The organism is Microbacterium sediminis (assembly GCF_004564075.1).
In the GTDB taxonomy this organism is placed as follows: Bacteria; Actinomycetota; Actinomycetes; order Actinomycetales; family Microbacteriaceae; genus Microbacterium; species Microbacterium sediminis.
The window spans coordinates 1,559,601-1,580,054 of record NZ_CP038256.1 but is presented as its reverse complement, the minus strand read 5'-3'; the positions used below and the strand labels follow the sequence as shown (position 1 = coordinate 1,580,054).

Sequence of the window (20,454 nt, the reverse complement as noted above, 5' to 3'; positions counted from 1 at the left end):
GCCGTGCCGCGGTCGAATCGCCCCCGCGGTCGCGGTGCGGGCGATCGCGACCGTGACGACGCCCGCGATGCGTCGTTCCAGCGGATGCTCGCCGGCTGGCGGCGCACCGAGACGCGCCGCGGGCGCGAGTACTCCGTGCAGCCGGTGACCGGCGCGCGCACGGAGAAGACCTACACCTGCCCCGGCTGCCATCAGACCATCGAGATCGGCACGCCGCACGTGGTCGTCTGGCGCGAGGACGGCATCCTCGGCGCCCAGGCCGACCTGGCGGCGCGCCGGCACTGGCACACCCACTGCTGGAGGATCCACGGATGACCGACGCGACCGGCCTCGAGCCGACCGAGATCCGCGGGGCGACGCTGCTGCCCGCCCGCCGCGAGGACATCGAGCTGCACACCGCCGACGGGCTCACCCTGGTGGGCGAGCTCGCGCTGCCGGCCGACCGCGATCCCGTCGCGACGCTCGTCACCCTGCATCCGCTGCCGACCGCGGGTGGCTTCATGGACTCGCACATCATCCGCAAGGCCGCCGCCCGCCTCCCGGCGCTGGCCGACCTCGCGGTGCTCCGGTTCAACACGCGCGGCACGAGCTCGCCGCGGGGGACGAGCGAGGGCGCGTTCGGCGAGGGCGTGACCGAGGAGGCCGACGTGGCCGCCGCGATGGCGTTCGTCGCTGAGCGGGGGCTGCCGAACCCCTGGATCGTCGGCTGGTCCTTCGGCACCGAGCTGGCGCTCAAGTACGGCCGCGACCACGACATCCGCGGCATGGTGCTGCTCTCGCCGCCGCTGCACCGCGCCACCGAGGACGAGGTGCGAGCCTGGCGGGACGACCCGCGGCCCGTGATCGCGCTCATCCCGGAGCACGATGACTTCCTCCGGCCCGCGGAGGCGGCGCAGCGCTTCGCCGTCGCCCCGAACATCCGCCTGATCCCCGTGGCCGAGGGCAAGCACCTCTGGGTCGGCGAGAAGCAGACCTCCCGCGTGCTCAGCGAGATCGTCGCGGCCGTGAACCCGTCGGCGCTGCCGCTGCCGACCGTGTGGCCGGCCGCCTGACGGGCGTCAGCGCTCGTTCATGCGCGGGATGACCACCTGGCGGTAGATGATCAGCACGCTCGCCGCCACGGGGATGGCGATGAGCGCCCCGAGCAGCCCGAGGAGCGCGCCGCCGGCCAGGGCGGCGACGACGACCACGCCGCCGGGGACCGAGACGGCGCGGCTCATGACGCGCGGCGAGACGACGTAGGCCTCGATCTGCATGTAGACGAGGTAGTAGATCGCGGCGATGATCGCGGTGGTGGTGGAGCCGAGGTTCGGGATCAGGCACGTCAGCACGATGATCGCCGAGGCCGAGATGGTGCCGACGAGCGGGATGAGCGACCCGAGGAACGCCACCACGGCCAGCACGGCGGGGAAGGGCGCGTCGATGATCGTGAGGAAGATCGCGCTCAGCACGCCGTTGATGACGCCGAGCGTCACCTGCCCCATGACGTAGTAGCCGACCGAGTCGGTGATCTGGTCGGCGAGGCCGATGAACGACTCGCGCTGGGAGGCGGGCACGAGCTGGTAGACGGCGTTCTTCAGCGAGGGCGTCGAGGCCGTCAGGTAGATCGTGAGGATGAGCACGATGAACACGCCGAACAGGCCGTTCACGACGCCCAGCGTCGCCCCGAGAACGCTCTCGCTGATCGTGGCGATGTTGTCGAGGAGCCACTGGTTGGCCTGATCGAAGATGTCGTCCACCATCAGCCCGGGGAACGTGTCGGTCAGGAAGCCGCGGATGTCCTCCTGCCACGTGTCGCCGTTGACGATGATCGTGATCTGGCGCACCAGCTGCGAGACCTGCTGGATGAGCGTGGGCAGGATGATCCACACGATCCCGGCGAACACCCCGAGCACGAGCACGAGGGTGATCAGCACGGCCGCCCAGCGGGGCAGGCGGCGGCGCTCCAGCCAGGAGACCACGGGGTCCAGACCGAGCGAGATGAACAGGGCCGTGCCGACATACAGCAGGATCGTCGACAGCGACTGGAGGCTGCCGATGAGCAGGATCCCCAGCCCCACACCGAGGGTGGCCACGAGGGCGACGCGGAACGGGTTGTGGATCTTCATCGTGCTCCTTCTGGGGCGGACCTCCGAGTCAGGATAGGGGCACGCGGCGACTTCGCCGTGACGACGCTCCCTGGCGACGTCCAGGGGAGGGTTCGCTAGGCTGAGAAGTCGAGTTCTCTGCGATCCGCGGTCGATCGTTCATCGCCGGAAGGCGCGTCCGGCGGATCCTCGAAGGAGTGATGCCGTGCGATTCGTCTGGGCCGTCGTGGCGTTCGTGCTCGCCGCCGGGCTGATCGGCCTGGGCATCGCCCAGCGCACGGTCTGGCTCGGACCGGACGAGCGCACCGTGTCGATCGATGTCGAGGAGCAGACCCCGTTCGTGCTCCTGGAGGACGACGTCTTCGCCGCGCTGCCCGAGGCGCTCGACGGCGAGTCGGGCACGCTGGACGTGGCGGGCGAGGGCACCCTGTTCGCCTCGTACGGCCGGGCGCACGACATGGAGGCCTGGCTGTCGGATCAGACCTACACGCGCGTCTCGGTGAGCGACGACGCCACGGAGGGCGTGGCGATCGAGTCGGAGACCGTGGACGCCGAGGTGGCGCCGGCCGAGGGCGAGGAGCCCGCGGTGCGCAATCCCGCCGGCTCCGACCTGTGGCTCGAGGAGTTCACGGGCGACGGCTCGCTGCAGGAGCGATTCCGCTTCCCGGAGGGCAGCGACATGGCGGTGCTGCTGGCCACCGACGGCGCCGCGCCCGCCCCGAGCGACATCACGCTCACGTGGCCGATCGACAACAGCACGCCGTACGCGCCGTGGCTCATGGCGGGCGGCGCGGCGCTGCTGCTCGTCGGGCTCCTGCTGTACATCTCGGGCATCCTGCACTCGCGCCGCGCCCGCGGCCCGCGTCGCAAGGGACTGCCCGTGCCGCGCACCGAGCCCATCGACCTCGCCAAGGACGGCGGCGCCATCGAGGGCGGCGAGCAGAAGGGCGTGATCTCGTCCGGCACGCCCACGCGTCGCTCGATCGGCCCGAAGCGCCGCTCGCTCATCGCCGTGCCGGCGATCGGGCTGAGCGTGGCGCTGCTGGCCGGCTGCACGGGCGAGGCGTTCCCCGAACCCAGCCCCACGCCGACCGAGACGGTCATCGCGCCCGAGAATCAGCAGGCGCCGGCCCTCACCGACGCGCAGGCGGCGCGGATCGTCGCCGACGTGTCCGCGACGGTCGCGGCCGCCGACGAGGCCGCAGACGAGAACGTCGCCCAGGAGCGGCTCGACGGTCTCGCCCTGCAGATGCGCAGCGTGAACTACCGCATCCGCGGCCAGTTCGGCGACTACGCGCCGCTGCCGAAGATTCCCGCGTCGCCCATCGAGGTGCTGCTGCCGCAGGCGTTCGACGAGTGGCCGCGCACCGCGCTCGTGGTCGTCTCGGACGAGGCCGACCCCGCCGTGCCGCCCACGATCCTCACGATGACGCAGGCCGACCCGTGGGCGAAGTACAAGGTCTCGTACATCGCCAGCCTCGAGCCGAGCGCCGAGATCCCCGATCTCGCGCCGTCGTACCAGGGCTCGGCGCTCGTGCCGCCGGACTCGTCGTTCCTGCAGATGGCGCCCGCCGACGTCGCCGCCGCCTACGCCGACGTGCTCGGTCACGGCGACGAGAGCGAGTTCGCCGCCGCGTTCCAGGCCGAGGGCGACACGTTCCGCACCGAGGTCAAGCGCGTGCGCGACGAGACCGCGGCGAAGTTCACCGCCGACGACGTCGCGGGCGAGATCACCTTCGGCCAGGACCCCGCGGACTCCGAGCCGATCGCCCTGGCCACGCTGCACAACGGCGCGATCGTCGCCGTGGGCGTGACGCGCTTCGAGAAGGTCACGGCCACCAACGAGCTCGGCGTGGTGCGCAACAACGGCGATCCCGCCCTCGAGGCCCTCACGGGCGAGACCGAGACGGCCGGCAGCTTCGTGCGCACCGACACCAGCCCGCTGTTCTTCTACGTGCCGGCGCAGGGCAGCGACGAGAAGATCCGCCTGCTCGGCTGGTCGTCGGCCGTCACCGATGGTGTGATCGAAGAGCCCCAGTGATCGAGGAAGAGGACCGATGAGCGACTACGCACCCACCGCCGCCCTGCGCGGCGCGGTCGATCTGTCCGCGCTGCGCAACCGCCCCGCGCCGCAGGCGCAGGCCGGCACCCCCTCCGGCGCCGCCCCGAGCGGCCTCGTCCACGACGTCACCGACGCCACGTTCGGGCAGATGCTCGAGCTGTCGCGCACCGTGCCGGTGGTCGTGGATCTGTGGGCCGAGTGGTGCGGCCCGTGCAAGCAGCTCTCGCCCGTGCTCGAGAAGGTCGTCACCGAGCTCGCCGGGCGCCTGGTGCTGGCGAAGGTCGATGTCGACGCGAACCCGCAGCTCATGCAGGCGTTCCGCGCCCAGTCGATCCCGCTCGTGGTCGCGCTCGTGGGTGGGCAGCCCGTGCCGCTGTTCACCGGCGCGGTGCCCGAGGAGCAGGTGCGCCAGGTGTTCGACCAGCTGCTGCAGCTCGCGGCGCAGAACGGCGTGACCGGCACGGTGCCCGTCGAGGGCGGCGACGCCCCCGAGGCGCCCGCCGAGCCGCCGCTGCCGCCGCTGCACGCCGAGGCGTACGCGGCCATCGAGGCGGGCGACTACCCGCGGGCGATCGCGGCGTACGAGAAGGCGCTGAAGGAGAACCCGCGCGACGCCGACGCCCAAGCCGGTCTCGGCCAGGTGCGGCTGCTCTCGCGCGTGCAGGAGGCCGACCCGGTCGCGGTCCGCGCCGCCGCCGCCGAGTCGCCCACCGACGTCGACGCGCAGCTGGCCGTGGCCGACCTCGACCTGGCCGGCGGCCACGTCGACGACGCCTTCGACCGTCTGCTCGATCTGTTCGCGGCGCTTCCCGCGGACGCGCGCAAGCCCGTGCAGGAGCGCCTCGTGGAGCTGTTCGGCGTGGTCGGCGCCACCGACCCGCGCGTCGTGCGGGCCCGCGGGCGCCTGACGAACCTGCTGTTCTGAGACGAGCGCCGTGATCTACCTCGACCACGCGGCCACCACGCCGCTGCGGCCCGAGGTGCGTGACGCGTGGCTCGCGGCGCACGAGACGATCGGCAACGCGTCGTCGATCCACGGCGCCGGTCAGGACGCCCGGCGGCTGCTCGAGGACGCGCGCGAGCGCCTCGCCGCGGTGCTGCACGCGCAGCCGATCGAGGTCGTGTTCACCTCGGGCGGCACGGAGTCGGTCGGCCTCGCGCTGCAGGGCCTGTGGCGGGCCCGGCGGGCGGGGAACGACGGGATCGTCCTGCCCGACGGCGAGCATCACTCCGTGCTCGACACCGCCGCGTGGCTGGCCGCGCGCGAGGGCGCTCGCGTCGTGCCGGTCGGCATCGACGCGGTGGGACGCATCCCGGCTCCGGCGTTCGCCGCGGCGGTCGGCTCGGGGGCGATCGCGCTGGCGACGGCGATCGCGGCCGGCAACGAGAGCGGCACGATCAACGACGTCGCGTCGCTCGCGGCGGCGGCGGGGGAGGCGGGCGTGCCGCTGCACGTCGACGCCGTCTCGGCCTTCGGGCACGTTCCCGTGTCGTTCGCGCGGTGGCGGGGGGACGCGCCATCGGGCGCCGGCCTCGTCGCGCTGAGCGTGTCGGGCCACAAGCTCGGCGCCCCGGTCGGCACCGGCGCCCTCGTGGTCTCCCGCACCGCGGCGCTGGAGCCGCTCCTGCACGGCGGCGGGCAGCAGCGGGGCCTGCGCGCCGGCACGCAGGACGTGGCGGGGGCGGTCGCGCTGGCCACGGCCGCCGAACGCGCCGAGGCCGAGCGCGAGGACGAGGCGGCGCGCCTCGGGGCGCTGCGCGAGGAGTTCCTGACGCGCCTGGGCGACGCGCTGCCCGAGGCGCAGCTGCTCGGCGACCCGATCGATCGGCTCCCCGGCACGATCCTGCTGCTGCTGCCGGGCGCGGCGGGGGAGTCGCTGCTGTTCCTGCTCGACCAGGCGGGGATCGCCGTCTCGACCGGCTCGGCCTGCCAGGCGGGCGTCGCCGAGCCCTCGCACGTGGTGCTCGCGATGGGGCGCTCCGAGGCCGAGGCCCGGCAGGTGCTGCGCATCACGCTCGGGCGCACGACGACGCCCGACGACCTCGACGCGCTGCTGCGCGCCCTGCCGGACGCCTATCGCCGGCTCGGCCGGTAGCGGCTCAGCCCCAGATCGCGTCGACGATCGCGTCGGTGTAGCCCTCGAGCGCGACGGATCCGGAGGGCCATGCCGGCAGCGTATCGAGCGCTGCGCCGGAGTCCCCGCCCAGCCGACGCGCGTACCCTGGGAGCATGCGCGTGCTGGCGGCCATGAGCGGCGGAGTGGACTCCGCCGTCGCGGCCGCGCGCGCCGTGGAGGCCGGTCACGAGGTGGTCGGCGTGCACCTGGCGCTCTCGCGCGCGGGCGGCACGCTGCGCACCGGCAGCCGGGGCTGCTGCACGATCGAGGACGCGATGGACGCCCGTCGCGTGGCCGACCGGCTCGGAATCCCGTTCTACGTGTGGGACTTCTCCGAGCGCTTCCGCGACGACGTGATCGAGGACTTCGTCAGCGAGTACCGCGCCGGGCGCACCCCGAACCCGTGCATGCGCTGCAACGAGCGGATCAAGTTCGCGGCGCTCCTCGAGCGGGCGCTCGAACTGGGGTTCGACGCCGTGTGCACCGGTCACTACGCGATCCTGCGCGACGGCGAGAATGGGCTGGAGCTGCACCGCTCCAGCGAGGAGGCCAAGGACCAGTCCTACGTGCTGGGCGTGCTCACCGCCGATCAGCTGGCGCACTGCCTCTTCCCGCTCGGCGAGACGCCGTCCAAGGCGCTCGTGCGGGCCGAGGCCGAGGCGCGCGGCCTCGCCGTGGCGTCGAAGCCCGACAGCTACGACATCTGCTTCATCCCCGACGGCGACACGCGCGGCTGGCTGGCCGAGAAGGTCGGCACGGCGCCCGGGGAGATCGTCGATCGCAGCGGCGCGGTCGTCGGCTCGCACGACGGCGCCCACGCGTTCACGGTCGGCCAGCGCAAGGGCCTGCGCCTCGGCGTGCCGGCGCCCGACGGCAAGCCGCGATTCGTCCTCGAGGTGCGGCCCGTGTCCAACACCGTCGTGGTCGGCCCGCGCGAGGCCTTGGCGATCGCGGAGCTCGCCGGCGCCCGGTTCACGTGGGCCGGCACGGCGCCCGACGCGCCGCACGAGGAGTTCGCGTGCGACGTGCAGGTGCGCGCGCACGCCGACCCGGTTCCGGCGGTCGCCGTGGTGCGCGACGGCGAGCTCGTGATCCGCCCGGACGAGCCGCTGCACGGCGTCGCGCCCGGGCAGACCGCCGTCGTCTACGCCGGCACGCGCGTGCTCGGCCAGTGCACGATCGATCGCACCGTCTCGGCCGTGCCCGCGGCCGTCTGACGCCGCGTCCGGGCGGTGTCCAGCCCCGCGGGGATGTCGGAGGGCGTCTCTAGACTCGGATCGTGGCAGACGACATCGAGCAGCTGACTCTCGACGAGGCGCGCACCGAGGCCCGGGGGCTGACGGAGCGGATCCTCGAGGCGAAGGAGGCCTACTACGGCCGCGACACGTCGCTGGTCGACGACGCCACCTACGACGCGTGGATGCGGCGGCTCGAGGCGCTCGAGCGGCGCTACCCCGAGCTGCGCGGCCAGGACTCGCCGACCCAGGCGGTCGGCGCGGCCGAGGCGAGCGATCTGGCCACGATCGAGCACGCCGAGCGCATGCTGAGCCTCGACAACGTCTTCTCGATCGACGAGCTGCGCGACTGGCTCGCCAAGACCCGCGCCGCCGCGGGGCGCGAGGTGGCCTGGCTCACCGAGCTGAAGATCGACGGGCTGGCGATCTCGCTGCGCTACGAGAACGGCGTGCTCACCTCCGCCGCCACGCGCGGCGACGGGCGGGTGGGCGAGATCGTCACCGAGAACGCGTTGCGCGTCGCGGGGATCCCGGAGCGGCTGAGCGGCGAGGGCCACCCGGCGATCGTCGAGGTGCGCGGCGAGGTGTTCATCCCGGTCGCCGCGTTCGAGCGCCTCAACGCGCTGCAGGCCGAGCTGCGCGAGCGCGCCGTCGCCGAGGGGCGCGAGCGCGCCGCGGCGCGCGGGCGGGAGTTCGACGAGGCCAGGGCGGTCGCCTCGGCGGCGCGGCGGTTCCCGGCCTTCGCAAACCCGCGCAACGCCGCCAGCGGCGGGCTGCGGCAGCAGATCGAGAAGAAGAGCGGCCTCGAGCTCGAGGCGGCGCTCGCGCGCGTCGGGTCGCTGCAGCTCTACGTGCACGGCATCGGCGCCTGGCCCGATCCGCCCGTCGCGGCCCAGAGCGAGGTGTACGAGCTGCTTGCCGGGTGGGGACTGCCCACGAGCCCGCACACGAGGGTGTGCCACGGCGCCGACGAGGTGATCGCGTTCGTCGAGGGCTACGGCGAGCGGCGCCACTCCATCGAGCACGAGCTGGACGGCATCGTGGTGAAGGTCGACGAGCTCGACCTGCACGACGAGCTCGGCGCGACCAGCCGGGCGCCGCGATGGGCGATCGCATACAAGTACCCGCCCGAGGAGGTCCACACCCGGCTGCTCGACATCGTCGTCTCGGTCGGGCGCACGGGGCGCGCCACGCCCTACGCCGTCATGGAGCCGGCGCACGTGGCCGGTTCGGTGGTGCGCCAGGCGACGCTGCACAACCAGGACGTCGTCAAGGCCAAGGGCGTGCTGATCGGCGACACGGTGGTGCTGCGCAAGGCCGGCGATGTCATCCCCGAGGTGCTCGGCCCGGTCGTCGACAAGCGCGACGGCACGGAGCGGGCGTTCGTGATGCCGGCGGACTGCCCCGTGTGCGGCACGCCGCTGCGGCCCATGAAGGAGGGCGACATCGACCTCCGCTGCCCGAACGCGAAGGACTGCCCAGCCCAGGTGCGCGGGCGCGTGGAGCACATCGGGTCGCGCGGTGCGCTCGACATCGAGGCCCTCGGTGAGGTGACCGCCGCGGCCCTCACGCAGGGCGCCTCCACGGCGTCCGGCGAGCGCATGCGGCCGCCGCTGCGCACGGAGGCCGGGCTGTTCGATCTCACCCTCGACGAGATCGTGCCGATCGAGGTCGAGGTGCACGACGTCGAGACCGGCGAGGCGAAGATCGACCCGCAGACCGGCGAGCCGGTGCGGCGCGCGCCGTTCCAGCGCGTGGAGCTCACGTACCCGCCGGGCTGGGAGGACGCCACGCCGGCCGAGCGGCGCAAGGCCGGGATCAAGAAGGACTTCCGCCTCGTGCACCCGTCGGCGCAGGCCACGAAGCTGCTCGAGGAGCTCGAGAAGGCCAAGACGAAGGAGCTCTGGCGCCTGCTCGTCTCGCTCAACATCCGGCACGTCGGGCCGGTCGCGGCGCGCGCGCTGGCCGGCTGGTTCGGCTCGCTCGATGCGATCCGCGCCGCTTCGCGCGACGAGCTCGCCGCGGTCGAGGGCGTCGGCCCGATCATCGCCGACTCGCTCCTGGAGTGGTTCGAGGTCGACTGGCACCGCGAGATCATCGAGCGCTGGACCGCGGCCGGAGTGCGCTTCGAGACGCCCGGGCACCCGGGACCCGGCGCCGCCGTCGCGGCCGGGGGCGTGCTCGAGGGCCTCACGGTCGTGGCCACGGGCACCCTCGAGGGCTACACCCGCGAGGGCGCGCAGGAGGCGATCATCCGCGCGGGGGGCAAGGCGGCCTCGAGCGTGAGCAAGAAGACCGACTTCGTGGCCGCGGGCCCCGGAGCGGGCTCCAAGCTCGCCAAGGCCGAGGAGCTGGGCATCCGAATCCTCGACGCCGCGCAGTTCCACGTGCTCGTCACGGAGGGACCGGACGCGCTCGGGTAACGTGAGTCCTCGTGCCTCAGCTCGCCGCTCACCTCTCCTCCGTGCCGGAATCGGGCACCCGCCGCATCTTCGAGCTCGCCATGACGCTCGACGACCCCATCATGCTCGTCGTGGGCGAGCCGAACCAGGCCGTTCCGCCGCACATCGCCGATGCGGCGCGGCAGGCATGGGATCGCGACGACACGAACTACGCGGGTAACGGCGGCCTGCCGGCGCTGCGCCGCGCGATCGTCGACAAGCTGGCGCGCGAGAACGGCATCGACGTCGACATCGAGCAGGTGTGGGTGACGGTGGGCGGCACGCAGGCGCTCGCGCAGGCGTTCACGCTCACCCTCGCCGAGGGCGACGATGTCCTCATTCCCGACCCCGGCTACACGACGTTCACGATGTTCCCGCGCGCCCAGGGCGCCGTGCCCGTGCCGTACCCGCTGCGCGCGGAGCACGGCTTCACGCCGCACGCCGCCGAGCTCGAGCGCCTCGTGACCCCGCGCACGCGCGCCATCGTCGTCAACTCGCCGTCCAACCCGCTCGGCGTCGTGTACGCCCGGCCGGTGCTCGAGCAGATCGTCCGCTTCGCCGCGGAACACGATCTGTGGGTCATCAGCGACGAGGTGTACGAGCACTTCGTCTGGGACGGGCCGCACACGTCGCTCGCGGCCGTGGCCGCCGACCTCGGCGAGCAGGAGCGGGTGCTCAGCGTGTTCTCCACGTCGAAGAGCCACGCCATGACCGGCGCCCGCGTCGGGTGGCTCGTCACGCCCACCGGCCTGGCCGGCACCATGCGCGCGCTGCAGGAGGCCATGATCGCCTGCGTCGCCATGCCCGAGCAGTTCGCGGCGATCGCGGCGCTGACCGGGCCGACCGACCACATCGAGCGCGCCCGCGCGGACTACCGCGCCGCGATCGACGCGGCGACCGCGCAGCTCGACGATCTTGGGCTGCGGTACCAGCGACCGCAGGGCGCGTTCTACCTGTGGATCGACGTGTCGCACGCCACCGAGGGCGACGTCGCCGCGTGGGCGCAGCGCTTCCTGCTCACCGAGAACGTCGCGGTGGCGCCGGGCAGCGCCTTCGGGCGCGGGGGAGAGGGCTGGATCCGCATCTGCCTCGCCGCCGATCCCGACGACGTCCGCACCGCTCTGGAGCGGCTGCCGCGCCCCGCGCGGCGGGTCCGCGGCCGCGCGGAATAGAATTGTCAGAACCAGCCAGACGATCGGGAGTTTCATGTCCGGGCATTCCAAGTGGGCCACCACGAAGCACAAGAAGGCCGTCATCGACGCCAAGCGCGCGAAGTCGTGGGCGAAGCTCATCAAGAACATCGAGGTCGCGGCGCGCCTGGGCGGCCCCGACGAGTCGGGCAACCCGACCCTGTTCGACGCGGTGCTGAAGGCGAAGAAGACCTCGGTGCCGAAGGACAACATCGAGCGCGCCATCAAGCGCGGCGCCGGCATCGGCGGCGAGGCCGTCGACTACACGACGATCATGTACGAGTGCTACGCGCCCGGCGGCGTCGCGATGCTGATCGAGTGCCTCACCGACAACAAGAACCGCGCGGCGGCCGAGGTCCGCACGGCGGTCACGCGCAACGGCGGCAACATGGCCGACCCGGGCAGCGTGTCGTTCAACTTCGAGCGCAAGGGCGTCATCGTCGTCTCCGGCGAGGGCACGACCGAGGACGACGTCATGATGGCCGCCCTCGAGGCCGGCGCGCAGGAGATCGAGCCGCACCCCGACGGGTTCGAGGTCGTCACCGAGGCGAGCGACCTGGTGGCCGTGCGCACCGCGCTGCAGGACGCCGGCATCGAGTACGAGTCGGCCGACGCCGAGTTCGTCGCGAACGTCAAGGTGCCCGCCGACGCCGACACGGCCCGCAAGGTCTTCCGCCTCATCGACGCGCTCGAGGACAGCGACGACGTGCAGAACGTCTACACGAACATCGACGTCTCGCCCGAGGTCCTCGCCGAGCTCGAGAACGACTGAGCGATCCCACCCGCGCGACAGGGCGCGGCGGCCACCACGGCCGCCGCGCCCTGTCGCGTCAGAGGAAGGTGGCCAGCACGTCGAGGCGCAGCTGCGCGACGACGGCGATGACGGCGTAGCTGCCCACCGCGAGCAGCGGCAGCCAGCTCATGAGGCGATCGGCGCTGCGCTGCGCGGCCCGGGGGAGCGGCAGCGCCCCGTTGCGCATGACGTGCAGCAGCACCGCATAGAACGACGGGATCGTCACGACCCACGTGACCATGCACCACGGGCACAGCGTGTGCAGCACGAAGATGCTCTGCACGATCAGCCACACGACGAACCCGAAGGCGAACGTCATGCCGGCCGCGAACAGCAGCCAGAAGACGCGCCCGAACTGGGCGCCGGCGAGGATCGCCGCCCCCACCACGATCGGCGCGACCCAGCCGGTGAGTCCGAGGATCGGGTTCGGGAAGCCGAACGCCGAGCCCTGCACCGACTCGAGGTTGGCGCTGCACTGCACCAGGACGCTGAAATCGCAGCCGGCGGAGGCATCGGGATCGGCGAGCTGAGCGAAGCGCTCCATCGTGAGCGAGAACGCCGCCCACCAGCCGATCGCCCCCGCGATCATGAGCCAGACGGCGAGCAGAGTGGGGCGAGTGCGGGGCGTGGGCATGCGGGGATTATCGCACCGGGGCATGACCGGATCGGTGGGAGAGCCCGGTGCGAGGCCGCTCGACGGCGGGTCGGATCGCGCCGCTTCGGCGAGGAGCGCCGAGTAGTGCGATAATGGCGTGCAAGGTGCAACCCGCGGCCGCGCCGCGAACGGCACCGAAGAGAAGACTTCGAGGCGATGAATGCCTCGCGCGACCAGAGCCGAGTGCCGGTCGCAAGCCGAGTGAGTTCGCGGCACCCCGGTGCCGCACGAGATTTCCGGGCGACGCGCGGATGTCCGCCCGCAGGGAGCGCGCCAGCGATGGCTGAACAGAACAACGAGACCGATGACCGTACCGTCGACGAGGCCGCTGCCCCGGGGCTGACCCCCGCGGACGAGGGCACGGAGGCGGTCGCCTCCGAGCCGACCGAGGCTCCGGAGGGCGCCGACGAGGCCGAGACTCCGGAGGGCGCTGACGAGGCCGAGACTCCGGAGGGCGCTGAGCCCGCAGCGGCCGAGGGCGCCGAGCCCGCAGCGGAGCCGAGCGACGCCGCGACCGAGCCGGAGGCGTCCGCCGCCGAGCCGGAGGCGTCCGCCGCCGAGCCCGCGGAGGCCGAGCCCGCCGCGGAGGCCGAGCCCGCCGCGGACGCGGAGCCCGCCGCGTCGACCGAGGCCCCCGCACCCGAGCCCGAGGCCCCCGCGGGCCCCGTCACCGCCGTGAGCCTGGGCCTGCTGCCCGAGACGTTCGTCTCGCAGGTGTCGACCGCGCTGCACTTCTACGCGCCCGACATCAGCCTGCTGCCGCCGGCGCCCGTCGAGGACGAGGACGAGGATGACGACGACCAGGACGGCGGTTCGTCCCGCGGTCGCGGCCGCAATCGCCGCCGCCGCGCCGGCAATGGCGCGTCCGCGCCGGCGGAGCGTCCGTCGCGCGCGCAGCGCCCGGTCGAGGTGATCACCGAGCCGCAGAAGATCAAGGGCTCCACCCGCCTGGAGGCCAAGAAGCAGCGCCGCCGCGACGGCCGCGAGGCCGGCCGTCGCCGCCCCGTCGTCACCGAGGCCGAGTTCCTCGCCCGCCGCGAGGCCGTCGACCGCCAGATGATCGTGCGCTCCAAGAGCGGGCGCGTGCAGATCGCGGTGCTCGAGGACAAGGTGCTCGTCGAGCACTACGTGGCGCGCAACCAGGACGCCTCGCTCATCGGCAACGTCTACCTCGGTCGCGTGCAGAACGTGCTGCCGAGCATGGAGGCCGCGTTCGTCGACATCGGCCGCGGCCGCAACGCCGTGCTCTATTCGGGCGAGGTCGACTGGGACGCCGTCGAGACCGGCAACCAGCCCCGCCGCATCGAGCTGGCCCTCAAGCCGGGCGACAAGGTGCTCGTGCAGGTCACGAAGGACCCGGTCGGCCACAAGGGCGCGCGCCTGACGAGCCAGATCTCGCTCCCGGGTCGCTACCTCGTGTACGTGCCCGGCGGCGCCATGAACGGCATCTCGCGCAAGCTCCCCGACACCGAGCGCTCGCGCCTGAAGAAGATCCTCAAGGAGGTGCTGCCGGAGTCGTCGGGCGTCATCGTCCGCACCGCCGCCGAGGGCGCCACCGAGGAGCAGCTGACGCGCGACGTCAACCGCCTCACCGCCCAGTGGGCGCACATCCAGCAGAAGGTCGAGAAGGGCAGCGCCCCGAGCCTGCTGCACAGCGAGCCCGACCTGCTCGTGAAGATCGTCCGCGACGTCTTCAACGAGGACTTCACGAAGATGCTCATCCAGGGCGACGACGCGCACAGCACGATCACGACGTACCTCGAGCAGGTGGCGCCGGATCTGCTCGAGCGCGTGGAGCGCTACGAGGGCGAGCGCGACCCGTTCGACGAGTTCCGCATCACCGAGCAGATCGAGAAGGCCCTCGACCGCAAGGTCTGGCTGCCCTCGGGCGGATCGCTCGTGATCGACCGCACCGAGGCGATGACGGTCGTCGACGTCAACACGGGCAAGTTCGTCGGATCCGGCGGCAACCTCGAGGAAACCGTCACGAAGAACAACCTCGAGGCGGCCGAGGAGATCGTGCGCCAGCTGCGGCTGCGCGACATCGGCGGCATCATCGTGGTCGACTTCATCGACATGGTGCTCGAGTCCAACCGCGACCTCGTGCTGCGCCGCCTGGTGGAGTGCCTGAGCCGCGACCGCACCAAGCACCAGGTCGCCGAGGTCACCTCGCTCGGTCTCGTGCAGATGACGCGCAAGAAGCTGGGCCTGGGCCTGCTCGAGACGTTCAGCGAGCCGTGCGAGGTCTGCGCGGGCCGCGGCGTCATCGTGCACCACGATCCCGTCGTGAAGCACCGCCCCGCCGCCACCGGGAACGGCAACGGCAATGGCCGTCGCGGACGCGGTGGCAACGGGGGATCGGGCGCGAACGGCGCCGCTCCGGCGCCCTCGGCGGCGGCGACCCACACGATCACCGAGGGCGTGAAGTCGGCGCTCGCGCAGATCGCGGCCTCGACGATCGCGCCCGCCCCGGCGACGCCGGCCGCCGAGCCGGCCAAGCTGGACCCGGACCTCGCGATCGAGCTGCCGGAGGGCCCGCGGGCCGACAGCGGCCGCGCCGACGAGCCCGGCGCGGAGGAGCGCCCCCGCAAGCGCCGCAAGCGCCCCGTGGAGCGCGAGCGCGCCGAGCGCGAGCGCCCGGAGCGACCCGCGCCGCGCAAGTCCGAGGCCGAGCAGCTGCTCGACTCGGTGCTCAACGCGTTGCCCGAGCCGAAGGCCCCGGGCCAGGGCCGCAACCGCAGCCGCCGCGTCACCACGGCCGCCCTCACGGGCACCGCGGTGTCGGTCAACCCCGTCGCGCCGGCAGGGGAGTGACGCGGGTTCGACTCAGAGCCCGCGGCGCTCGCGCTGCGAGACGCGCAGACCCGACGCCGCGAGGCGGCGGACGAGCTCGCGGCCGGTGACGCGCAGCGCGCCGTCGGCGACGAGGCGATCGACCATGTCGGCCGGCGCGTCGTAGTGGTCGAGGTCGAACGCGCGGGCCGGGACGCCGTGGGCGGCGGCGAACGCGTGCAGCTCCTCGAGGTCCGAGTCGCTCACGAGATGTGCCCAGAGTCGCCCGTGCGCGGGCCAGATCGCACTGTCCACGAGAATCGCCATCGCTCCCAGCCTAGGCTCGCGCGGGGGAGCGGCGCCGACACGCGGGACGCGCCGCCGCGTGCTTTTGCCGGATCGGCCCTGCATCGGGTAAAGTAGACGGTTGGTGCGTCCCCCGTGCCGCCCGCTCGCTGGAGCGGCGCGACGAAGCCTTGCAGACGCCCCTCGCATCCAGCGAGTGCAAGCGAAGTCTTTCCGTGAGAGATCCGGAGGCCCGAGACCCGGGTTCTCCCTGATGAAAACAAGGTGTGAAGTGGTTTACGCAGTCGTGCGCGCCGGCGGCCGGCAGGAGAAGGTCGAGGTCGGCTCGGTGATTCAGTTCAACCGCGTGCCGGTGGCCGCGGGTGAGACCATCGAGCTGCCCGCCGTGCTGTTCGTGGACGGCGACAAGGTCGTCACCGACGCCCAGAAGCTGGCGAAGGTCAAGGTCACGGCCGAGGTCATCAAGGACCTGCGCGGGCCGAAGATCATCATCCAGAAGTACAAGAACAAGACCGGCTACAAGAAGCGCCAGGGCCACCGTCAGGACCTCACGCGCGTCAAGATCACCGGCATCAAGTAAGCGCGGAAGAGGTTCAGCGAAATGGCACACAAGAAGGGCGCAAGCTCTACCCGTAACGGTCGCGACTCCAACGCCCAGCGACTGGGCGTGAAGCGCTTCGGCGGTCAGGTCGTCAACGCGGGCGAGATCCTCGTCCGCCAGCGCGGCACGCACTTCCACCCGGGCGCCAACGTCGGCCGCGGTGGCGACGACACGCTCTTCGCCCTCGCCGCCGGTGCGGTCGAGTTCGGCAACAAGGGCGGCCGCAAGGTCGTCAACATCGTCGCGGGCGAGTAATCGCGACGAGGCAGTAGCTTTCGGAACGGGGCGAGCTTCGGCTCGCCCCGTTTCCACATTCAGGATCGAGGCGGTTCCCCATGGTCACGTTCGTCGACGAGGTCACTCTGCACCTCCGCGCCGGCAAGGGCGGGAACGGCTGCGTGTCGGTCCGGCGCGAGAAGTTCAAGCCGCTCGCCGGCCCCGACGGCGCCAATGGCGGCGACGGCGGTGACATCATCCTGGTCACGGACCCGCAGACCACCACGCTGCTGAGCTACCACCACTCGCCGCACCGCTCCGCCGGCAACGGCGGCTTCGGCATGGGTGACATGCGCGCCGGCGCGCAGGGCGAGGACCTCGAGCTGCCCGTCCCCGTGGGCACGGTCGTCAAGGACCCCTCCGGCGAGGTGCTCGTCGACATGGTCGAGCCCGGCATGCGCTTCATCGTCGCGCCGGGCGGCAAGGGCGGCCTCGGCAACGCGGCGCTCGCGTCGCCCAAGCGCAAGGCCCCCGGCTTCGCGCTGCTGGGCACGCCCGGCTGGGAGGGCGATGTCGTCCTCGAGCTGAAGACCGTCGCCGACGTCGCGCTGGTGGGCTTCCCCTCCGCCGGCAAGTCCAGCCTCATCGCGGCGATCTCGGCCGCGCGCCCCAAGATCGCCGACTACCCCTTCACCACGCTGCACCCCAACCTCGGTGTCGTGCAGGCGGGCGACGTGCGCTTCACCGTCGCCGACGTGCCCGGCCTCATCGAGGGCGCGAGCGAGGGCCGCGGGCTGGGCCTGGAGTTCCTGCGGCACGTGGAGCGGTGCACCGCGCTCGTGCACGTGCTCGACTGCGCCACGCTCGACCCCGGGCGCGACCCGATCACCGACCTCGAGGTCATCCTCGCCGAGCTGGCCGCCTACCCCGTGCCCGAGGGGCAGGTGCCGCTGCTCGAGCGCCCGCAGCTGGTCGCGCTCAACAAGGTCGACGTGCCCGAGGCCCGCGAGCTCGCGGACTTCGTGCGCCCGGAGCTGGAGTCGCGCGGCTACCGCGTGTTCGAGATCTCGACGGTCGCCCGCCAGGGCCTGCGCGAGCTGACCTTCGCGCTCGGCGAGGTCATCGACGAGCACCGCAAGGCGGCCCCGGCCCAGGCGGCGCCCGAGCGCATCGTGATCCGTCCCCGCGGCTCGAAGAAGGAGTTCGAGATCCGCGTGGAGGGCGGCACCTACGGCAACGTGTACCGCATCCTCGGCGAGAAGCCCGAGCGCTGGGTGCAGCAGACCGACTTCACGAACGAGGAGGCCGTGGGCTTCCTGGCCGACCGCCTCGAGAAGCTCGGGGTCGAGGACGCCCTGTTCAAGGTCGGCGCCGTCCCCGGCTCAACCGTGCTCATCGGCGAGGGCGAGAGCGTCGTCTTCGACTGGGATCCGGCGATCAGCTCGGCGGCGGAACTGGCCACCGCGCCCCGCGGCACCGACCCGCGCTTCGCGGACAACCGCCGCCGCACCACGACCGAGCGGCGCGAGCACTACCACGCCGTCATGGACGCTCGCGCCGCCGAGCGCGCCGACGAGGAGGTGCGGCGCGTGGCGCGCCGCGACGACGGCGAGGAGGGCTGAGGCCGGTGACCGCGAAGACCCGTGCCGATCTGGCCACCGCGCGACGGATCGTCGTCAAGGTCGGCTCGTCATCGATCAGCGGGACGTCGTCGTGGCGCATCCCCAAGCTCGTCTACTCCCTCGCCGAGGCCCACGCGCGTGGCGCCGAGGTGCTGCTCGTCTCGTCCGGCGCGATCGCCTCGGGCATGCCGTTCCTCAACCTCGACTCGCGCCCGACCGATCTGGCCACGCAGCAGGCGGCCGCCGCGGTGGGGCAGAACATCCTCGTGTACCGCTATCAGGAGGCGCTGCGTCCCTTCGGGATCGTCGCGGGCCAGGTGCTGCTGACGGCGAGTGACCTCGACAACGCGGTGCCGCGCTCCAACGCCCGCCGCGCGATCGAGCGGCTGCTGGGGCTGCGGATCCTGCCGATCGTCAACGAGAACGACACGGTCGCCACGCAGGAGATCCGCTTCGGCGACAACGACCGCCTCGCCGCCCGCGTGGCGCGGCTGGTCGGCGCCGACGCCCTCGTGCTGCTCAGCGACGTCGACTCGCTCTACACGCGCCCGCCGAGCGAGCCGGGCGCCGAGCGCATCGACACGATCGCGCACGGGCAGGACCTCAGCGCCGTGGAGTTCGGCTCGTCGATCGTCAACAGCGTCGGCACCGGCGGGGCATCGACCAAGGCGTCGGCCGCGCTGCTCGCGGCGGGTGCGGGTATCGGCGTGCTCGTCACGAGCGCCGACCTCGTGGCCGAGGCGCTGACCGGTCAGCAGGTGGGCACCTGGTTCGAGCCGGCCGACGTCGACCAGGTCGTCACCACCGGGCCCCTCGATACACTGGCGGGATGAGCCAGACCCTCGTGCCGGACGCCGTCCCGACCGCCGACGCGATGCGGGACCGGCTCGCGCGCGCGAAGGAGGCCTCCCGCGCGACGGCGGGCCTGACGAGCGACGACAAGGCCGCCGCGCTGCACGCGATCGCCGACGCCCTCGTCGCGCACCGCGATCGGATCCTCGCGGCCAACGCCGACGACCTCGCGCGCGGGGAGCGGGAGGGCCTCGCATCGGCGCTGCTCGACCGCCTGCTGCTCGACGACGCGCGGATCGGCGGCCTCGCCGCGGCCGTGCGTGACATCGCCGCGCTGCCCGACCCGATCGGGCAGGTCGTGCGCGGCCACCGGATGCCCGCCGGTGCGGCGCTCGAGGAGGTCCGCGTGCCGTTCGGCGTGGTCGGCGCGATCTACGAGGCCCGTCCCAACGTCACCGTCGACATCGCCGCCCTCGCGCTGCGGTCGGGCAACGCCGCGGTGCTCCGCGGCGGGAGCGCCGCGCGCCAGAGCAACACCGTGCTCATCGACGTCATGCGCGCCGCCCTCGACGCCCAGGGCATCACGCCCGACGCCGTGCAGACCGTCGACGACTTCGGCCGCGACGGCGCACGCTCGCTGATGCACGGCCGCGGGTTCATCGATGTGCTCGTGCCGCGCGGCAGCGCCGGGCTGATCGAGACGGTCGTGGCCGAGTCGACGGTGCCGGTGATCGAGACCGGCGCCGGCATCGTGCACATCGTGCTGGACGAGACGGCGCCGGAGGACTGGGCGCGCGACATCGTGGTCAACGCCAAGGTGCAGCGTCCCAGCGTGTGCAACGCCGTCGAGACGGTGCTCGTGCTGCGCGCCGCCGCCGAGCGGCTCGTGCCGGGCGTCGTGGCGGCGCTGCGCGCGCACGGCGTCACGATCCACGGCGACGAGACCGTGCAGCGGCTCGTGCCGGGCGTCGTCCCCGCCACGGAGGAGGACTGGGCCACCGAGTACCTCGCCCTCGAGATCGCGATCCGCGTGGTCGACACCCTCGACGACGCGATCGACCACATCCGCGCGTACTCCACCGGCCACACCGAGTCGATCATCACCACCGACCAGGTGCGCGCCGAGCGGTTCCTCCGCGAGGTCGATTCGGCCGTCGTGATGGTCAACGCCTCGACCCGCTTCAGCGACGGCGGCGAGTTCGGCTTCGGTGCCGAGCTGGGCATCTCCACGCAGAAGCTGCACGCCCGCGGCCCCATGGGCCTGGCCGAGCTGACGAGCACCAAGTGGCTCGTCCGCGGTGCCGGGCAAGTCCGCCGCTGAGCGGTAGGCTTAGGGGGATCACGCACCGAACGGAGTCAGGATGACCTTCCCCGCAGCGCTCGCGGTTCTCGCCGAAGGCGAGCACGGCAACGTCGCACTCGAGACCCTGCCCTATGGCATCATCGCCGCCGTCGTGTTCGCGGCGCTGGGACTCGTGGCGTTCTCGTACCGCAACGTCGCCAACCGCCACGCCGACAAGGTGGAGCGCGCGTCCTCGCACGAGGGGCACGGCCACTAGGCCAGG

Annotated in this window: 20 protein-coding genes; 16 read left to right on the top strand and 4 right to left on the bottom strand. The window is 72.7% G+C overall.

Going from position 1 to position 20,454, the window contains the following annotated elements; genetic code table 11:
- Positions 1–3 precede the first annotated feature (3 nt).
- Both E3O41_RS07470 and E3O41_RS07465 read left to right on the top strand, forming a co-directional pair.
- Positions 4–315 (top strand): hypothetical protein, encoded by a 312-nt coding sequence (locus E3O41_RS07470; protein ID WP_067023683.1) that lies wholly within the window; start codon positions 4–6, stop codon positions 313–315.
- Complete coding sequence (locus E3O41_RS07465) at positions 312–1,052, top strand: alpha/beta hydrolase (protein WP_067023680.1); 741 nt, start codon at positions 312–314, stop codon at positions 1,050–1,052. The genes E3O41_RS07470 and E3O41_RS07465 overlap by 4 nt, the downstream gene beginning before the upstream one ends.
- Positions 1,053–1,058: 6 nt before the next feature.
- Here E3O41_RS07465 and E3O41_RS07460 read toward each other — a convergent pair whose 3' ends face one another.
- On the bottom strand, positions 1,059–2,108 hold the full coding sequence (locus E3O41_RS07460; RefSeq protein WP_067023677.1) for an AI-2E family transporter: 1,050 nt from the start codon (positions 2,106–2,108) through the stop codon (positions 1,059–1,061).
- A gap of 184 nt (positions 2,109–2,292) precedes the next feature.
- Here E3O41_RS07460 and E3O41_RS07455 point away from each other — a divergent pair, with 184 nt between their 5' ends.
- From E3O41_RS07455 to E3O41_RS07445, 3 genes are read left to right on the top strand one after another with little or no spacing between them, the layout of a single operon-like run.
- Positions 2,293–4,128, top strand: a complete 1,836-nt coding sequence (locus E3O41_RS07455; protein ID WP_083990805.1) for a DUF8094 domain-containing protein — start codon at positions 2,293–2,295, stop codon at positions 4,126–4,128.
- A gap of 16 nt (positions 4,129–4,144) precedes the next feature.
- Positions 4,145–5,074 carry a tetratricopeptide repeat protein gene (locus tag E3O41_RS07450; RefSeq protein WP_067023671.1) on the top strand — a complete coding sequence of 310 codons (930 nt, stop codon included), beginning with the start codon at positions 4,145–4,147 and terminating at the stop codon, positions 5,072–5,074.
- A gap of 10 nt (positions 5,075–5,084) precedes the next feature.
- Positions 5,085–6,245 carry a cysteine desulfurase family protein gene (locus E3O41_RS07445; RefSeq protein WP_067023668.1) on the top strand — a complete coding sequence of 387 codons (1,161 nt, stop codon included), beginning with the start codon at positions 5,085–5,087 and terminating at the stop codon, positions 6,243–6,245.
- A gap of 4 nt (positions 6,246–6,249) precedes the next feature.
- Here the strand turns inward: E3O41_RS07445 and E3O41_RS14140 are convergent, their stop codons facing one another.
- Positions 6,250–6,399 carry a hypothetical protein gene (locus E3O41_RS14140; RefSeq protein ID WP_158231514.1) on the bottom strand — a complete coding sequence of 50 codons (150 nt, stop codon included), beginning with the start codon at positions 6,397–6,399 and terminating at the stop codon, positions 6,250–6,252.
- Here E3O41_RS14140 and mnmA point away from each other — a divergent pair.
- From mnmA to E3O41_RS07425, 4 genes are all read left to right on the top strand, one after another.
- Positions 6,380–7,483 carry a tRNA 2-thiouridine(34) synthase MnmA gene (gene mnmA, locus E3O41_RS07440; protein ID WP_083990804.1) on the top strand — a complete coding sequence of 368 codons (1,104 nt, stop codon included), beginning with the start codon at positions 6,380–6,382 and terminating at the stop codon, positions 7,481–7,483. The genes E3O41_RS14140 and mnmA overlap by 20 nt on opposite strands.
- 203 nt (positions 7,484–7,686) lie before the next feature.
- Positions 7,687–9,924 (top strand): NAD-dependent DNA ligase LigA, encoded by a 2,238-nt coding sequence (gene ligA, locus E3O41_RS07435; protein ID WP_420845463.1) that lies wholly within the window; start codon positions 7,687–7,689, stop codon positions 9,922–9,924.
- Between the two features lie 11 nt (positions 9,925–9,935).
- A complete protein-coding gene (locus tag E3O41_RS07430) occupies positions 9,936–11,114 on the top strand; it encodes a pyridoxal phosphate-dependent aminotransferase (RefSeq protein WP_067023662.1) in 1,179 nt (392 codons plus the stop codon).
- 34 nt (positions 11,115–11,148) lie between these two features.
- Positions 11,149–11,904, top strand: a complete 756-nt coding sequence (locus tag E3O41_RS07425) for a YebC/PmpR family DNA-binding transcriptional regulator (protein WP_067023659.1) — start codon at positions 11,149–11,151, stop codon at positions 11,902–11,904.
- A gap of 58 nt (positions 11,905–11,962) precedes the next feature.
- On the opposite strand, the gene E3O41_RS07420 is transcribed toward E3O41_RS07425, so the two are convergent.
- Positions 11,963–12,559 (bottom strand): vitamin K epoxide reductase family protein, encoded by a 597-nt coding sequence (locus tag E3O41_RS07420; RefSeq protein ID WP_173849886.1) that lies wholly within the window; start codon positions 12,557–12,559, stop codon positions 11,963–11,965.
- Positions 12,560–12,859: 300 nt separating this feature from the next.
- Between E3O41_RS07420 and E3O41_RS07415 the strand changes: the two genes are divergently transcribed.
- Complete coding sequence (locus tag E3O41_RS07415) at positions 12,860–15,394, top strand: Rne/Rng family ribonuclease (RefSeq protein ID WP_067023653.1); 2,535 nt, start codon at positions 12,860–12,862, stop codon at positions 15,392–15,394.
- A gap of 12 nt (positions 15,395–15,406) precedes the next feature.
- Here E3O41_RS07415 and E3O41_RS07410 read toward each other — a convergent pair whose 3' ends face one another.
- A complete protein-coding gene (locus E3O41_RS07410) occupies positions 15,407–15,679 on the bottom strand; it encodes a DUF4031 domain-containing protein (RefSeq protein ID WP_067023650.1) in 273 nt (90 codons plus the stop codon).
- 250 nt (positions 15,680–15,929) lie between these two features.
- Between E3O41_RS07410 and rplU the strand changes: the two genes are divergently transcribed.
- The 6 genes from rplU to E3O41_RS07380 all read left to right on the top strand — a co-directional run bounded on the left by rplU (position 15,930) and on the right by E3O41_RS07380 (position 20,448).
- Positions 15,930–16,238 (top strand): 50S ribosomal protein L21, encoded by a 309-nt coding sequence (gene rplU, locus E3O41_RS07405; protein WP_067023647.1) that lies wholly within the window; start codon positions 15,930–15,932, stop codon positions 16,236–16,238.
- Positions 16,239–16,259: 21 nt separating this feature from the next.
- Complete coding sequence (rpmA, locus tag E3O41_RS07400; RefSeq protein WP_067023644.1) at positions 16,260–16,514, top strand: 50S ribosomal protein L27; 255 nt, start codon at positions 16,260–16,262, stop codon at positions 16,512–16,514.
- Between the two features lie 80 nt (positions 16,515–16,594).
- Positions 16,595–18,097 (top strand): GTPase ObgE, encoded by a 1,503-nt coding sequence (gene obgE, locus E3O41_RS07395; protein WP_067023641.1) that lies wholly within the window; start codon positions 16,595–16,597, stop codon positions 18,095–18,097.
- Positions 18,098–18,102: 5 nt separating this feature from the next.
- Positions 18,103–18,930, top strand: a complete 828-nt coding sequence (proB, locus tag E3O41_RS07390; protein WP_067023639.1) for a glutamate 5-kinase — start codon at positions 18,103–18,105, stop codon at positions 18,928–18,930.
- Entirely contained in the window at positions 18,927–20,210 is a 1,284-nt protein-coding gene (locus tag E3O41_RS07385; protein ID WP_067023636.1) for a glutamate-5-semialdehyde dehydrogenase, read from the top strand. Before proB ends, E3O41_RS07385 begins: the two co-directional genes overlap by 4 nt.
- Before the next feature lie 40 nt (positions 20,211–20,250).
- Positions 20,251–20,448 (top strand): hypothetical protein, encoded by a 198-nt coding sequence (locus E3O41_RS07380; RefSeq protein ID WP_067023633.1) that lies wholly within the window; start codon positions 20,251–20,253, stop codon positions 20,446–20,448.
- The last annotated feature ends 6 nt before the right edge of the window (positions 20,449–20,454 follow it).

Bases quoted from the DNA above. Each gene is read 5' to 3' on its own strand.
- obgE (WP_067023641.1), top strand. From the start codon at position 16,595: ATGGTCACGTTCGTCGACGAGGTCACTCTGCACCTCCGCGCCGGCAAG.
- E3O41_RS07380 (WP_067023633.1), top strand. From the start codon at position 20,251: ATGACCTTCCCCGCAGCGCTCGCGGTTCTCGCCGAAGGCGAGCACGGC.
- E3O41_RS07460 (WP_067023677.1), bottom strand. From the start codon at position 2,108: ATGAAGATCCACAACCCGTTCCGCGTCGCCCTCGTGGCCACCCTCGGT.
- mnmA (WP_083990804.1), top strand. From the start codon at position 6,380: ATGCGCGTGCTGGCGGCCATGAGCGGCGGAGTGGACTCCGCCGTCGCG.
- E3O41_RS07420 (WP_173849886.1), bottom strand. From the start codon at position 12,559: ATGCCCACGCCCCGCACTCGCCCCACTCTGCTCGCCGTCTGGCTCATG.
- E3O41_RS07450 (WP_067023671.1), top strand. From the start codon at position 4,145: ATGAGCGACTACGCACCCACCGCCGCCCTGCGCGGCGCGGTCGATCTG.
- E3O41_RS07410 (WP_067023650.1), bottom strand. From the start codon at position 15,679: ATGGCGATTCTCGTGGACAGTGCGATCTGGCCCGCGCACGGGCGACTC.
- E3O41_RS07465 (WP_067023680.1), top strand. From the start codon at position 312: ATGACCGACGCGACCGGCCTCGAGCCGACCGAGATCCGCGGGGCGACG.
- E3O41_RS07425 (WP_067023659.1), top strand. From the start codon at position 11,149: ATGTCCGGGCATTCCAAGTGGGCCACCACGAAGCACAAGAAGGCCGTC.
- E3O41_RS14140 (WP_158231514.1), bottom strand. From the start codon at position 6,399: ATGGCCGCCAGCACGCGCATGCTCCCAGGGTACGCGCGTCGGCTGGGC.
- ligA (WP_420845463.1), top strand. From the start codon at position 7,687: ATGCGGCGGCTCGAGGCGCTCGAGCGGCGCTACCCCGAGCTGCGCGGC.
- E3O41_RS07415 (WP_067023653.1), top strand. From the start codon at position 12,860: ATGGCTGAACAGAACAACGAGACCGATGACCGTACCGTCGACGAGGCC.
- rpmA (WP_067023644.1), top strand. From the start codon at position 16,260: ATGGCACACAAGAAGGGCGCAAGCTCTACCCGTAACGGTCGCGACTCC.
- E3O41_RS07385 (WP_067023636.1), top strand. From the start codon at position 18,927: ATGAGCCAGACCCTCGTGCCGGACGCCGTCCCGACCGCCGACGCGATG.